The following is a 14,237-nucleotide window of genomic DNA, read 5'->3' as shown; positions in this document are numbered from 1 at the left end:
GCTCTTGTTCATAGGATCAGCATCAACGGTGGCGCAGACGCGGGTTGGCGACAATGCCCAGCACATCGGCCGCGGTCACGAGCAGCAGGTAGCCCGCGCAGAAAATCATGGCGCAGGCCTGCACGAGCGGCATGTCACGCTGCGATACGCCATCCACCATCAGCTTGGCGATCCCGGGGTAGTTGAAGATCGTCTCGATGATGATCACACCGCCCAGCAGGTACGACAGCGACAGCGCCACCGCATTGGCGATCGGCCCCACGGCATTGGGCAAGGCATGCGCAAGCACCACGCGCATCGGCGAGGCGCCTTTCAGGCGCACCATTTCGATGTACGGTGCCTCGAGCTGGTCGATGACGGCAGCCCGGCTCATCCGCATCATCTGCGCGACGATCACGCAGCACAGGCTGAGCACCGGCATGGCAAAGGCCTGCAGCATCTGGCCGAGCGATTCGATGTCGTTGACGTACGACAGCGCGGGCAGCCAGCGCAGCTTGACGGCAAACACCAGCACAGCGAGCGTTGCCACCAGAAACTCCGGCACCGACACCACGGCCACGGAGGCGGTGGAGGCCACCCGGTCGAACCATGAGCCGCGCCAGACAGCAGAGGCAACACCAAGGCTGAGCGCAATCGGCACCGAGAACAGCGCCGTCACCGCCGCCAGCAGGAGCGAATTCGGCAAGCGGCTTGCCACGAGTTCGGCCACCGGCATCTGCGTGGTGGTCGACTGCCCGAGGTCACCGCGCGCAATGCCGGCAAGCCAGTGCGCATAGCGTTGCGGCGCCGGCACGTTCAGGCCCATCTGTGCGCGCAGGGCGGCCAGGGCTTCGGGCGTGGCGTCCTGCCCCAACTGCTCTTGCGCGGCGTCGCCGGGCAGTACAGCGGTGATGGAGAACACGATGACCGACACCGCCAGCAACGACAGCAGCGCCAGCGCCACGCGCCGCATCAGCAGCTTAAGGATGACTCGATTCATGACAGCCCCTTCATCACCTTCGGCAAGAACGCCACCACCGCGCCGTCAGGCATCAAGCCAGACGTTTTCGGCAAACGAATAGCCCATCAGGCCCCCCAGCGGGATGGGCGCCAGGCCCTTGAGCTTGGTCGTGTGCCCGTCGATGCTGGCCAGGAACAGCGGAATGCCGATGCCCGCTTCCCCATGGATCATCGTCTGCATGTCGGCATACATCTGCTTGCGCTTGGCGACGTCGGTTTCGGCGCGGGCGGCGGTGAGCAGCTGATCGAATTTCGGGCTCTTCCAGCGCGATTCATTCCACGCCGCATCGGACTTGAAGAACTGCGTGAGGATGGTGTCAGCACTCGGGCGCGGGTTGACGTTGCCGAAGCCGACCGGGCTGTTCAGCCAATGGTTGGACCAGTAACCGTCGGCCGGCATGCGCTTGATGTCGAGGTCCAGACCGATGCGCTGCCCCGTCTGTTGCAGCACCAGCGCGATCTCCACGGAGTACATGGCCGCCGGCGACGCCACCACGGGAATCTTGCCCGTCACGCCCGACTTCTGCAGGTGGAATTTCGCCTTGTCGATATCGAACGCGCGCTGCGGCAGCTCCTTGAAATAGAAGCGGTTGGTCGGATCGATCGGCTGGTCGTTGCCCAGCACCGCGTAGTCCAGCGCGATGGTCTTCTTCATTTGTTCGCGGTCGAACAGGTACTTCATCGCCATCACGAAATCGGGGTTCGCGCCCGGGCCCGTATCCTTGCGCATGATCAGGTCGGAGTACTGGCCCGATTGCGTCGCAAAGATCGCGTAGCCGGGCGTGCTCTTGACGCGTGCCACGGCACGCGGGTTGACGGACGCCACCAGGTCCATCCCGCCCGACAGCAGCGCATTGACGCGCGCGCTTTCGTCGCCGATGCCGACGAACTCGATCTCGTCCAGATACGGCTTGCCCGGTTTCCAGTAGCCATCGTTGCGCACGACGACGGTACGCACGCCAGGCTTGAATTCCTTGATCTTGTACGGGCCGGTGCCGATGCCGCCGTTGAAATCGGTCGTTCCGTCCTTGACGATATGGAAGTGGAAGGTGCCCAGGATCACCGGCAAGTCGGCATTCGGCGCGGTCAGCACCACCGTCACCTCGTTCGGGCCGGTCGCCTTGACGCTCTCGATCTGGTCGGCCAGCACCTTGGCCTTTGACGCAGTGGCCGGATCCTTGTGGCGCATGACGGAATACACCACATCTGCCGGGGACAGGGCCTTGCCATCGTGGAACGTCACGCCCTTGCGCAACGTCAGCACCCAGGTCTTGGCATCGGCCGTGTGGTACGACTCAGCCAGCGCGGGGCGCGGCGTCAGGCTGCCGTCCAGCACAAACAGGCCGTTGTAGACCATGTTGCAGCGCACGTAGTCGTTCTGGTTCGACTGCTTGGCCGGGTCGAGCGTATCGGTCGCTGCTGCGGTGGCCGCCGCCACGCGAATGCGCCCGCCACGGCGCGGCGTCTGTGCATAGACGCTGACGGCCGTGCCCGCCAGGCTGCCAGCCAAGGTGGCCTGCATGCCGCCGGCCATCAGCATCTTCAACACATCGCGTCGCGAGGCACCCCGCTTGAGCGACGCCATCACGCGCTGGCTTTCGGCGGGACCGACAAGGTTCTCGAACTCGTTATGGCTGTCGCTCATGGTGGGGCTCCTGATGGATCTGGTCTGAATGAAATGCGTTGTGATCGTGCGGAACTGCGGAAGACGGCGCTTGCGGCACAGCTTAGGCAAATCGGTCCTTGAGCCGGTAGTACATGCCCACCGCCGGCAAGAACCACGGTGGGCCAAAGTGACCGGGGATGGCGCTCCACGCGCGATCGCGCCACGGGTTGGCCGCAGCGTCGCCGGCCATGACTTCGGCCATGCGCTCGCCCATGTGCACGGACATCTGCGTGCCATGCCCGCTGTAGCCCATGGAATAGAACAGGCCGTCACGCTCCCCCGCATGCGGCAGGCGGTCTTGCGTCATGTCGACGAGCCCGCCCCAGCAGTAATCGAGACGCACGTCGCGTAACTGCGGGAAGGTTTCCGTCAGGCCGGTGCGGAGGATTTCGCCGCTCACCGCGTCCTGCTGCGGGCTCGACACCGCAAAGCGAGCGCGGCCGCCAAACACCAGCCGGTGGTCTGGCGTGAGGCGGAAGTAATGGTGAATATTCGCCACCGTCACATACGTGCGGCGCGCTGCCAGCAACGCGTGCGCACGTTCCGCTCCGAGCGGTTCGGTGGTAACGATGAAGCTGCCGATGGGAACGATGCGCCGACGCAGCCAGCCGAACGTGCCGTAACCGCCATGACGCGACGCGCCGGTCGCCAGCAGCACCTGCTTGGCCAGCACCGTGCCGCGCGTGGTGTGGATGCGATGCACTTGTCCCTGCACACGCTCGACGCGTTGCACGCAGGTGCGCGTATGAATCTGGGCGCCCTGGCGTTGAGCCGCCATGGCCAAGCCCTGCGCGAAACGGCCCATGTGCATCTGGCCGCTGCGCTTGTAGAGCAAGCCGCCTTGGAAGCGCTCGCTCTGCACCTCCGCGCGCACGCGGGCAGCATCGAGTATCTCGACATCCCGATCCACACCATCCGCAATCAGCCGGTCCGCGCTGCGTTGCAGGGCGTCCATCTGATACAGCTTGGTGGCGAGCTTGAGCTTGCCGTTGCGCTGGAAGTCGCAGGCGATGCCCTCGTCGCGCACAATGCGCTCGACCGTATCCACGGCGGCGTCGTAAGCGTGATACCAGGCGCGGGCGCGGTCCACGCCAACCTTGGCGGCCAGGTCGGCGTAGTCAACGGCCAAGCCGTTGTTCACATGACCGCCATTGCGCCCCGACGCCTCGGGCGCCACCCTTTCGCCCGCTTCCAGCACGACCACGCTGGCGCCGCGCCGGGCCAGCGCCAGCGCGGCCGACAACCCCGTGAAACCGCCGCCGACGATCACCACGTCTGCCTGCGCCGGCAGATCGTGCGCGTCCAGCGCCAGCGCGGGCACCGAGTCGTTCCAGTAGGAGTCGAGTTTCATGGAAGTCATGTGGGGCGACGATCGAGACGCGGCTTAGAGACCGACAACACCGGGGAGGCCGCCGATGTCCTGGATCTCGGTGTAACGGTACGCCGGATTGCCGGGGCCGTGGCCGCGGTTGACGAACACCTTGTTGACGATGCCAAGGTCATCGGCCGACATCAGGTCGTAGCGCAGGCTGGACGACACGTGCAGCACGTCTTCCGGGTTGCAGCCGAGGGAATCGAACATGTATTCGAAGGCCTTCAGGCGCGGCTTGTAGGCCTGGGCCTGCTGCGCGGTGTACACGCGGTAGAACGGCGCACCGAGCATCGCCACGTTCTTCTGGATCTGCGAGTCGTCGGCGTTGGACAGGATCACCAGCGGGATTTCCTTGGCCACCTTGGCCAGACCTGCCGGCACGTCGGCATGCGGGTCCCACGTCGGCACGGCGTCGTAGTAAGCCTGGCCGTCGGTGTCGAAGTACTGGATCTTCCATTTCTTGCACAGGCGGCGCACGGCGTTCTTCAGGACCACCTCGTACGGTTTCCAGTCGCCCAGCACCTCGTCGAAGCGGTAGGCGGTGAAGTCGGCAATGAACTGCTCCATCTGCTCGGCCGGAATGCGATCGGCAAACAGCTCGCGCGTCATCTCGCCCATGCGAAAGCGCGTGAGCGTGCCATAGCAGTCAAAGGTGATGTACTTGGGGCGGAAGGTCATGGTTTGAGGTCCTCAGGTCCTGAAGGCGGCTGCTGTTATGCAGTCTTTGCAGCACGGTTATGACGAAATCATTGAAGCACGCAGCGTCGTAACGGTTGTAGGGAAATGCGCGGTCTCACATGAGAAAGCTGCTGTTTCGGATGGCACTCGCGGCATGCCATGCGGTCTGCACCGCTGGCGTGCCCCGCGCACCGCCAAGGCACGCTAGTGCGTCGCAGCAAAATCGATCAGCACACTTTTGAAGCGCAGGTTGGCCTCCACCGCTTGCCGGCCCAGATCCTTGCCGATGCCCGATTGGTGATAGCCGCCGGTGGGGATGACGAAATCCGCGCTGCGCCCATAGCGGTTGATCCAGACCGTGCCCGCCGCAATGCCGCGCATGGCGCGCAGCGCGCGTCCGATGTCTGCGGTGTGCACGCCGGCGGCCAGACCGTAATGTTCGTGCGCGGCGAGCGCCAGGCCTTCCTCTTCGTCATCGAAGGTCTGCACCGTCAGCACCGGGCCGAAGATTTCTTCCTGCACCGCAGGGTTGTCTGCGCGTACGCCTTCGAGCACCGTGGGTTGGAAATACGCCCCGCCGGGGCCATCGCCAAACAGGCCGCCGCCGCAGCGGACTTGCGCACCGGCGTCGCGCGACCGCTCCACGATGTCGAGAATGCGCCCCGCCTGCGCCTCCGAAATGATCGGCGGCAGCGTGGCGGTGTCGTCCCAGGTGGCGCCGGGCCGCAACGCGGCAAAGCGTGCGGTGATGCGCTCGATCAATGCCTGGGCAATCTGCCGTTGCACGATCAGGCGCGAGCCGGCCACGCACACCTGCCCCGCGTTGCCTGTGATGGCGCCCGCGATAATCCCCGCCAGCCGGTCGATATCCGGCGCGTCAGCAAAGACAAGCTGCGGGCTCTTGCCGCCCAGCTCCAGCGTGACAGGCTTCGGGCCATGCGAGGCGCAGGTCGCCATGATGGCGGCGCCGGTGCGTGTCGAGCCGGTAAAGGTCATCTTGGAAATCAACGGATGCCGCGTCAGTGCGTCGCCCGTGGTGCGGCCGTCGCCCTGCACCACGTTGAAGAGACCCGGCGGCACGCCCGCTTCGATGGCCAGCTCAGCCAGGCGGATGGCGGAATACGGCGTCAATTCGGAAGGCTTGAGCACGACCGCGTTGCCGGCAGCCAGCGCCGCACCAACTTTCCACGAGACCATCACCAGCGGGAAGTTCCACGGCGTGATCGCGCCCACCACGCCATACGGCTCGGCCACCACCATGCCGAGGTTGTCGTGCCGCGTGGCCGCCACGTCGCCGCCAAGCTTGTCGGCATATTCGGCAAAGAAGCGCAGGCCTTCGGCGGTGAATGGCACGTCCCAGGCAGCAGCGTCGCGCAGCGGGCGCGTGGAACACACGGCTTCGAGCGGCGCCATGTTGGCCACGTCGGCGTCGATCAGGTCGGCCCAGCGGCGCAGCACGCGCGCCCGGTCACGCGGGGCGCGGCGCGCCCAGTCCGTCGTGCGCCAGGCCTGCCAGGCGTCCTGCACGGCGGCGTCGACGATGGAAGCGTCCGCCAGCGGCAATTCCGCATGCACGGCGTTGTCGGACGGTCGCCGCACCGTGATGCGGCCCGTATCGGGTACAAGCCTGCCGCCGATGAAATGGCCGGCGGATACGCGGATGGTCTGGGGGTCGAATTTGGCCACGAAATTGGGGGGCGCCGAAGCCCGGCACCCATATCGAAATGAGGTCATTGATGCTAGGCAGGAAGGCTCGGCATTTGGTTTCGTAACCGGGCGCGCGACCGCATCGAATTGCGAAACCCACCACTGCGCAGACGATGCTTGCAAATTGCGGGCAAACCCGAATTCGATCTGGCTCCCGGCGGCGATGTCGTCCAAGATGAGTGCCGGTGCCACCTTCATCCTTCGCCGGAAGGAACCTCCCATGTCTTCCTCGTCCGTACCCGCCCAGAACCTGCCCGCCGACGACGGCGTGGTGCTGCGCCCCATGACCGCCGACGATCTGGCCCAGACGCACGCCCTGTCAGAAGAGCAGCGCTGGCCGCACCGCCCGGCCGACTGGGCGCAGAGTTTTGCGCACGCCGAGGGCATCGTCGCCGAGCGCGACGGCCAGATCATCGCCACCGCGCAACGTTGGCGCTGGGGCCCGCGCCACGCCACCATCGGGCTGGTGATCGTGACGCCCGCCTGCCAGGGCAGGCGCATCGGCCATCGCCTGATGAGCGCGCTGCTCGATGGCCTGGACAACCACACCGTGCTGCTGCATGCCACCGCAGAAGGACGCGGCCTCTATGAGCGACTGGGCTTCGTGCGCACCGGCGAGATCCGCCAGCACCAGGGCATTGCGCAACCCACGCCGCTGATCGCCCTGCCCACAGGCTGGCGATTGCGCCCCGCCGGGCTCAATGAGGCTGAGGACTTGCGCCGGCTCGACGCCCAGGCACGCGGCATGCCGCGCGATGCACTGATCGACGATCTGCTCGCCAGCGCAGACGCCTGCGTCGTGCTGGATGACGACGGCGAGGCACGCGGCTTCGCGATGCTGCGCCGATTCGGGCGCGGCCACGTCATCGGCCCCGTGGTCGCCCCGGACGCCGAGAGCGCCAAGGCGCTGATCGCGCATCTGGCGGGCATCAACGCCGGCCACTTCACCCGCATCGACATCGATTTCGACAGCGGCCTGGCCGAGTGGCTGGAGAGCATCGGCCTGCTGCGCGTGGACGCCCCCACCACCATGGTGCGCGGCGCGCCGCTGACCACGCCGCCCGGCGGGCCTACGCTGTTTGCCATCGTGACGCAGGCGATGGGCTGAACCTCGAACACCGCGCCAACACCGTATCGTGACGACCACTTTCCTCTACAAGTCCGACCCCGTCCGCGGCCGGCAATGGGCCGAGGTGTTCCGCCAGCACGCGCCCGACATCGACTTCCGCATCTGGCCCGACATCGGCGATCCGCTGCGGGTGCGCTTTCTTGCAGCCTGGGAGCCGCCTGCCGATATCGCGACACAGTTTCCGCACCTGGAGGTGCTGTTCTCTTCAGGCGCCGGGGTCGATCAATTCAACTTTGCAGCGCTGCCGCCCACGCTGCCCGTGGTGCGCATGGTCGAGCCCGGCATCGTGCGCGGCATGGTGGAGTACGTCACGCATGCCGTGCTGAGCCTGCACCGCGATATTCCTGCCTACCGCCGCCAGCAGCAGGCCGAGCAATGGCGGCCGCTGCCGGTGCGGCCGGCCAACGAACGCCGCATTGGCGTGCTGGGACTCGGCTCGCTCGGGCAGGCCGTGCTGGCGCAGTTGCAGGATTTCGGTTTCGACTGCGCGGGCTGGAGCCGATCGCGCCATGCCATCAACGGCGTGCAGTGCTTTGCCGGGCAAGACGAACAGGCAGCCTTCCTGGCGCGCACCGACATCCTGGTCTGCCTGATGCCGTTGACCGATGCCACGCGCGGCGTGCTCAACGCAGCATTGTTTGCGCAGTTGCCGCAAGGCGCCGCGCTGGTGCACGTGGGCCGCGGCCCGCAGCTGGTGAACGACGACCTGCTTGCAGCGCTCGACAGTGGGCAGCTCAGCGAAGCCATGCTCGACGTGACCGACCCGGAGCCGCTGCCTGCGGGCCATGCGTTGTGGCGCCATCCGCGCGTCCACATCACACCGCACATTGCCAGCATGACGCAGCCGCTTTCCGCAGCAGCGGTGGTCATCGACAACCTGCGCCGCTTCACCGCCGGTGAACCCATGGTCGGGCTGGTGGACCGCTCGCGCGGCTACTGAAACCATGCATCAAACGGCGCGCCGCACGATCTGCTGCTGCGCGCCGAACAACAGCAGCACGCTGCGTTCTTCCCGCGCAAAGCAGCACCAAGCCTCAGGCCGCACAGCCTACTCTTGAGTCCATTGATTGCCTTCACTGCACGAACGGACTCTGCCATGACCCAGCTCACCGATCTGCCCCAACTTGCCTCGCTTGACGCCATCGACCGCGCGCACCTGATTCACCCGGTCGCGGCCTGGCGCACCCACGAGCAACGCGGGCCGACCGTGCTGACATCCGGACGCGGTGCGTGGCTGACTGACGCGCATGGCAACGAACTGCTCGACGCCTTTGCGGGCCTCTGGTGCGTCAACGTCGGCTACGGCCAGGAGAGCGTGGTGCAGGCCGCCGCCGAGCAGATGCGCCGCCTGCCCTACGCCACCGGCTACTTTCACTTCAGCAGCGAGCCCGCCATCCGCTTGGCCGACAAGCTCGTGCAGATCACGCCGCGCTCGCTCAATCACGTCTATCTCACGCTGGGTGGGTCGGAGGCGGTGGATGCAGCGGTGCGTTTCATCGTCCAGTACTTCAATGCCATCGGCAAGCCGACGAAGAAGCATTTCATTTCGCTGGAGCGCGGGTATCACGGCTCGTCGTCCACGGGTGCGGGGCTGACGGCGCTGCCGGCGTTCCATCGCGGCTTCGATCTGCCGCTGCCGACGCAGCATTACATCCCCTCGCCCAACCCATACCGCGCGGCCAACCCGGCGGATGCGCAAGGCATCATCGACGCTTCGGTGGCAGCATTGCGCGCCAAGGTGGCGGCGTTGGGCGCGGACAACGTCGCCGCGTTCTTCTGCGAGCCCATCCAGGGCTCCGGCGGCGTGATCGTCCCGCCCAAGGGCTGGCTCAAAGCCATGCGCGACGCCACGCGCGAACTCGGCATCCTGTTCGTCGTGGATGAAGTCATCACCGGTTTTGGCCGCACCGGCCCGATGTTTGCCTGCGATGCCGAAGGCGTCGACCCCGACATCATGACGATGGCCAAGGGCCTCACGGCAGGCTACGTGCCGATGGGCGCGACGCTGATTTCCGACCAGCTCTACGCCGGCATTGCCGACGGTGCGCCCGCCGGTGTGCCGATCGGCCACGGCGCCACATACTCGGCGCACCCCGTGAGCGCGGCGGTGGCGCTCGAAGTGCTGCGTCTGTACGAAGAAGGCGGCATCCTCGCCAACGGCCAGCGCGGCGCGGCCAGTTTTGCGGCCGGGCTCGACGGGCTGCTTGCGCACCCGCTGGTGGGCGACTCGCGCCACCGCGGCCTGCTGGGCGCACTCGAACTTGTGAGCGACAAGGCCACCAAGCGCGGCTTCGATGCCGCACTTGGCCTGCCGAATTGATTGCCTCGGCTGCCTATGGCAACGGCCTCGTGTTCCGGGCGTTTGGCGACAACATCCTCGGCTTCGCCCCCGCACTGACCTACACCGAAGACGAGTTCGCACAACTCTTCGCGCGACTGAAAAAGACGCTCGACGACGTGCTGGCCATGCCGGCCGTGCGTGCGGCGCTTGCCTGATGCAACCGGTAGCAACAGGCCCCAACAAGCTGACACAAAAGACACCGGCTGCCGCAGATCGGATCTATCTCCACGCCTTCGCCCCTGCCATGACCGAAGCTCTCAAGATCGATCGTCTGGACCTGCGCATCCTCGCCCAACTGCAGAAGAACGGGCGCATGACGAACGTGGACCTGGCCGATGCCGTGGGCCTGTCGCCCAGCCCGTGCCTGATCCGCGTCAAGCGCCTGGAGCAAGCCGGCTACATCTCCGGCTACGGCGCGCATCCGCCTGGAAAAGTTGGGCGACACGCTGACCGTCTTCACCGAAGTCACGCTGTCGGACCACCACCGCGAAACCTTCGTGCGCTTTGAAGCGGCCATCCGCGAGGTGGACGAGGTGCTCGAATGCCACCTGCTCTCCGGCGGCTACGACTACCTGCTGCGCTTCATCACGCGCGGCGTCAATCACTACCAGGAGGTGATTGAAGAGCTGCTGGAGCGCAACATCGGCATTGCCAAATATTTCAGCTACATCGTCATCAAATCGCCGTTCATCAAAACGCACTGTCCGATCGAACGGCTCTTTCCCAACCAACGCTGACGCCCTCGAAACCGAGTCCACTGCTGGATGCGGTGAGGACCAACCCTGCATGACAACCGCCCTGATGCTGCATCGCGCCGACGGCGCCCCAATCTCAACCGCGTTCCGGCCTGCCGCGCTGAGCCCCGACGACCCCTTCGCGCAAGAACGGGAGATTGCCTGGGAAGGGCCCAACGCGATGCGCGCCGGCCGGGCCAGCTTTGTCGGCGAACGGGATGTCGCGAGCTTTCCCCATACCGAGACGCTCGCCGTCGTGGAGGGCGAGTTGACGCTCACGGCGCCGGGCTCGGCACCGCACGTGATCGGCCCGGGCGCGGGCGCGGTCATCGCATCCGGCACGGCCGTGCGCATCGAGGCTGCCACGGGCGTTCGATTCGTGTTCTGCGCTGCTGTCATCAACACACCGACCACGCCGGCGCTCATCCCGCTGCACGCCGATGCGGACTTCAAACCGTCGGGCGGCCCCGCTCCGGAGGTGCTGCTCGGGCCGGTTCCGCAGTGCCGCAGCGATAACGTCTTCACCGACGAGCCAACGCAATACCGCGCCGGCACCTGGGACTCGACGCCGTATCACCGCATCGTTCGCGCGCATCCGGTCAACGAGTTCATGTACGTGCTCGATGGCGGTGTGCAATTCGCTGGCCCGGATGGCAGCGTGCTGTCCGTGAGTGCCGGCGATGCCATCTTCGTGCCGCAGGGCGCCGCCATCGGATGGCTGAGCACGGAGCGCGTCGCCAAGTTCTACGTGGTGCAAAACGCCCAGGCCTGAACGAACGAGGAAAGCGAGTCATGTCTCAACCGTTGCGCCTCATCGAGAGCGCCTCTTCCCTTCCAGCGCAGGCCGACGTCGTCGTGATCGGCGGCGGCATCATCGGTGTCTTTGCTGCCTATTACCTCGCCAGGCGCGGCGTGTCGGTAGCCGTGGTCGAAAAGGGCCGCATCGGGGCCGAACAGTCGAGCCGCAATTGGGGCTGGTGCCGGCAGCAGAACCGCGATGCGCGCGAGCTGCCGATGGCCACAAAGAGCCTCGAACTGTGGGAGCAGTTTGCCGCCGACACGGGCGAAGACACGGGTTTCCGCCGCTGCGGCCTGCTCTATCTCAGCAACGACGAAGAAGAACTTGCCCGCTGGACGAAGTGGCGCGATTTCGCGAAGACGGCTGGCGTGACCACGCACATGCTGAGCAGCCAAGAAGCGTCCGAGCGGGGGCGGCTCACTGGTCGCGCGTGGAAGGGTGGCGTGTTCTCACCGAGCGACGGCACGGCCGACCCTGCCAAGGCGGCGCCAGCAGTGGCCGCTGCGCTCATGAAGCGCGGCGGCACCGTGCACCAGAACTGCGCTGCACGCGGCGACGAGATCGGCCGCGTGAGCGGCGTCGTCACGGAAGCCGGAACCATCAAGACCCGCACTGTGGTGTTTGCAGGCGGCGCGTGGGCATCGTCGTTCTGCCGCCAATTGGGCATCCGTTTTCCGCAGGCGACCGTTCGCCAGTCCATCGTGCGTGTGACGGGGTGACCGAGCCGGTGCCTGACGCTCTGCACACTGCACGCGTATCCATCACCCGCCGCAGCGATGGCAGCTACAACCTGGCCATCAGCGGACGCGGACGCGTGGACCCGACCGCGCAGCTGCTGCGCTTCGCGCCGCAGTTTCTGCCGATGTTCGCGAAGCGCTGGCGCAATGTGTTCCCGGGCGGCCTGGAAGGCATTCGCGCCGGCCACGAAACACTCGCGCGGTGGCGGCTCGATGCCCCCACGCCCATGGAGCGCATGCGCATCCTCGACCCGCGGCCCGATGCAGCGGCCGTCGACAAACCTACAACCGCGCTGTTGAACTGCTGCCGGTGCTGGGCCAAGCAGGCGTCGCCAACGCCTGGGCCGGTTTCGTCGACAACACCCCGGACGGCGTGCCCGGTATCGGCGAGGTGCCGGAGATTCCTGGGTTCATTTTGGCCGCGGGCTTCTCGGGCCACGGCTTCGGTATCGGCCCCGGTGCCGGCCATCTGATCGCGGATCTGGTGACCGGCGAAAAGCCGATCTTCGACCCTGCCCCGACCCGGCGCGCTTCAAGCACTCGGCCTGGGGCAAGGTCGCAGATTTCTAAGGCTGCAATATCGGGAGGGCGACGCGCATGGTCGCAGTTCAAGAAGCAGATGGAGCGGCGGCCAACGCGCGGCGGGCAACTTCGCAAAACCAGCGCACGCCCAACGGCAACGCGTCGTCGTTGAAGTCGTAACACGGGTGGTGCAGCGGGTATTCGCCATCGGGGCCGGCATCGGCGCGCCCTTGGCCGAGCCAGAGATAGGCGCCGGGCTTGCGCTGCAGCATGAAAGCAAAGTCTTCAGAGGTGAAGGCAGCGCGTGGCGCCTCTGCGGCCTCCAGGCCGATCGCCTGCGCCGCATCCAACGCGAGCAGCGCTTCGGGCCGCGTGTTGATGGTCGCCGGGTAATAGCGGCGGTAATCCACCTCCACCTGCGTGCCGCTGCCCAGCGCGATGCCGTTGGCCGTGTCCCGCAGCGCCGCCTCGATGCGATCCTGCGATACCGCATCGAAGCTGCGTACGGTGCCGGTGATGCGCACCTCGGCCGGCAGCACGTTGTGGCTATGCCCACCTTCGATGCGCGTGACGGACAACACCGCCGATTCGTTTGGATCGATCCGGCGGGAGACGATGGTGTGCAGTTGCGCCACCAGCTGGCTGGCCGCGAGGATGGCATCCGGCGTGTGGTGAGGCTGGGCTGCATGCCCGCCACGGCCGCGCACGGTGATGTCGAACCGGTCTGCCGCTGCCATGATCGGGCCGGGCCGCGTCTGCGCGTGTCCGAGCGGCAAATCCGGCCAGTTGTGCAGCGCATAGACGCTGTCGCACGGAAATCGCTCGAACAGGCCGTCTTCGATCATCCGGCGCGCGCCGGCCTGGCCCTCTTCGGCGGGCTGGAAGATGAAGTGGACCGTGCCGTCCACGCCCGTTCGCACAAGCTGGCGGGCAGCGCCGATCAGCATGCTGGTGTGCCCGTCATGCCCGCAGCCGTGGTGCTTGCCCTGCATGCGGCTCGCGTGCGCTGGCCGGCCCAGCTCCACCATCGGCAGCGCGTCCATGTCGGCGCGCAGCGCAACGCTGCGTTTGCCGTGGCCGCCGCGCAGCGTGCCGACCACGCCGGTGCCGCCGATGCCTTCCTCTACCTCTAGCCCCAACACCCGCAGCGACTGCGCGACGATGCCTGCCGTACGGTGTTCTTCGTAGGCGAGTTCCGGATTCGCATGCAGATCGCGGCGCAGGGCCACGAGGTCCGGCAGAAGATCGGCGACCGGCCCGGCAATGTCGTCGCGCTTCACTCTCCAGCCTCGACCGCGTCGGCCAGCTGCGCGAGCGTATGGAAGTGGTAATCCGGCACGGTGTGCTCGGATTCGATGGTGCCGCCCGAGTCTTTCATGCCGTGCCGGCGCTCGATCCAGCAGGTGGTGATGCCCAGGCGTTTCGAGATGCCGATGTCGTGGTACTGGCTCTGCGCCACGTGCAGGTTGTCGGCCTGCCTGAAGCCCCAGGCGCCTTCATAGCGGCCGCGCGCATAGGCGAAATACTGCGCATCGGGCTTTTCGCACAGGGCA

9 protein-coding genes and 4 pseudogenes are annotated in these 14,237 nt (G+C 66.4%); 6 read left to right on the top strand and 7 right to left on the bottom strand.

What is annotated here, in order from left to right:
- Positions 1 to 22 precede the first annotated feature (22 nt).
- From OWR21_RS07610 to OWR21_RS07590, 5 genes are all read right to left on the bottom strand, one after another.
- On the bottom strand, positions 23 to 979 hold the full coding sequence (locus tag OWR21_RS07610) for an ABC transporter permease (RefSeq protein ID WP_027679997.1): 957 nt from the start codon (positions 977 to 979) through the stop codon (positions 23 to 25).
- Positions 980 to 1,024: 45 nt separating this feature from the next.
- Positions 1,025 to 2,644 (bottom strand): ABC transporter substrate-binding protein, encoded by a 1,620-nt coding sequence (locus OWR21_RS07605; protein WP_332394916.1) that lies wholly within the window; start codon positions 2,642 to 2,644, stop codon positions 1,025 to 1,027.
- Between the two features lie 82 nt (positions 2,645 to 2,726).
- The gene (locus OWR21_RS07600) at positions 2,727 to 4,016 is read right to left on the bottom strand and encodes an NAD(P)/FAD-dependent oxidoreductase (protein ID WP_332394915.1); all 1,290 of its coding nucleotides are present in this window, start codon (positions 4,014 to 4,016) and stop codon (positions 2,727 to 2,729) included.
- A 33-nt stretch (positions 4,017 to 4,049) separates the two neighbouring features.
- Positions 4,050 to 4,715, bottom strand: coding sequence for a haloacid dehalogenase type II (locus tag OWR21_RS07595; protein ID WP_316874521.1), 666 nt, complete (start codon positions 4,713 to 4,715; stop codon positions 4,050 to 4,052).
- A 204-nt stretch (positions 4,716 to 4,919) separates the two neighbouring features.
- On the bottom strand, positions 4,920 to 6,449 hold the full coding sequence (locus OWR21_RS07590) for an aldehyde dehydrogenase family protein (protein ID WP_442968609.1): 1,530 nt from the start codon (positions 6,447 to 6,449) through the stop codon (positions 4,920 to 4,922).
- Positions 6,450 to 6,642: 193 nt separating this feature from the next.
- Here OWR21_RS07590 and OWR21_RS07585 point away from each other — a divergent pair, with 193 nt between their 5' ends.
- From OWR21_RS07585 to OWR21_RS07560, 6 genes and pseudogenes are all read left to right on the top strand, one after another.
- On the top strand, positions 6,643 to 7,530 hold the full coding sequence (locus OWR21_RS07585; RefSeq protein ID WP_332394913.1) for a GNAT family N-acetyltransferase: 888 nt from the start codon (positions 6,643 to 6,645) through the stop codon (positions 7,528 to 7,530).
- 28 nt (positions 7,531 to 7,558) lie between these two features.
- Positions 7,559 to 8,491 carry a 2-hydroxyacid dehydrogenase gene (locus tag OWR21_RS07580; protein WP_332394912.1) on the top strand — a complete coding sequence of 311 codons (933 nt, stop codon included), beginning with the start codon at positions 7,559 to 7,561 and terminating at the stop codon, positions 8,489 to 8,491.
- A 156-nt stretch (positions 8,492 to 8,647) separates the two neighbouring features.
- Positions 8,648 to 10,047, top strand: a pseudogene (locus tag OWR21_RS07575) (aspartate aminotransferase family protein).
- A gap of 89 nt (positions 10,048 to 10,136) precedes the next feature.
- Positions 10,137 to 10,629 (top strand): annotated as a pseudogene (locus tag OWR21_RS07570) (Lrp/AsnC family transcriptional regulator).
- 49 nt (positions 10,630 to 10,678) lie between these two features.
- Positions 10,679 to 11,398 (top strand): cupin domain-containing protein, encoded by a 720-nt coding sequence (locus tag OWR21_RS07565; RefSeq protein ID WP_332394911.1) that lies wholly within the window; start codon positions 10,679 to 10,681, stop codon positions 11,396 to 11,398.
- A 20-nt stretch (positions 11,399 to 11,418) separates the two neighbouring features.
- Positions 11,419 to 12,732 (top strand): annotated as a pseudogene (locus OWR21_RS07560) (NAD(P)/FAD-dependent oxidoreductase).
- A 38-nt stretch (positions 12,733 to 12,770) separates the two neighbouring features.
- On the opposite strand, the gene OWR21_RS07555 reads toward OWR21_RS07560, so the two are convergent.
- Positions 12,771 to 13,964 (bottom strand): amidohydrolase, encoded by a 1,194-nt coding sequence (locus OWR21_RS07555; RefSeq protein WP_332394910.1) that lies wholly within the window; start codon positions 13,962 to 13,964, stop codon positions 12,771 to 12,773.
- Positions 13,961 to 14,237: pseudogene (locus tag OWR21_RS07550) on the bottom strand (HAD family hydrolase); the annotation flags it as partial. The pseudogene OWR21_RS07550 and the gene OWR21_RS07555, both read right to left, overlap by 4 nt.

The organism is Ralstonia sp. 1B3 (assembly GCF_036631435.1).
The sequence above is the reverse complement of the archived record's forward strand: the minus strand, read 5'-3'. Positions and strand labels throughout refer to the sequence as shown.

What these genes read in the sequence shown, in the direction of transcription:
- OWR21_RS07610 (WP_027679997.1), bottom strand. Translation starts at nt 979, where the DNA reads ATGAATCGAGTCATCCTTAAGCTGCTGATGCGGCGCGTGGCGCTGGCG.
- OWR21_RS07605 (WP_332394916.1), bottom strand. Translation starts at nt 2,644, where the DNA reads ATGAGCGACAGCCATAACGAGTTCGAGAACCTTGTCGGTCCCGCCGAA.
- OWR21_RS07600 (WP_332394915.1), bottom strand. Translation starts at nt 4,016, where the DNA reads ATGAAACTCGACTCCTACTGGAACGACTCGGTGCCCGCGCTGGCGCTG.
- OWR21_RS07595 (WP_316874521.1), bottom strand. Translation starts at nt 4,715, where the DNA reads ATGACCTTCCGCCCCAAGTACATCACCTTTGACTGCTATGGCACGCTC.
- OWR21_RS07590 (WP_442968609.1), bottom strand. Translation starts at nt 6,449, where the DNA reads ATGACCTCATTTCGATATGGGTGCCGGGCTTCGGCGCCCCCCAATTTC.
- OWR21_RS07585 (WP_332394913.1), top strand. Translation starts at nt 6,643, where the DNA reads ATGTCTTCCTCGTCCGTACCCGCCCAGAACCTGCCCGCCGACGACGGC.
- OWR21_RS07565 (WP_332394911.1), top strand. Translation starts at nt 10,679, where the DNA reads ATGACAACCGCCCTGATGCTGCATCGCGCCGACGGCGCCCCAATCTCA.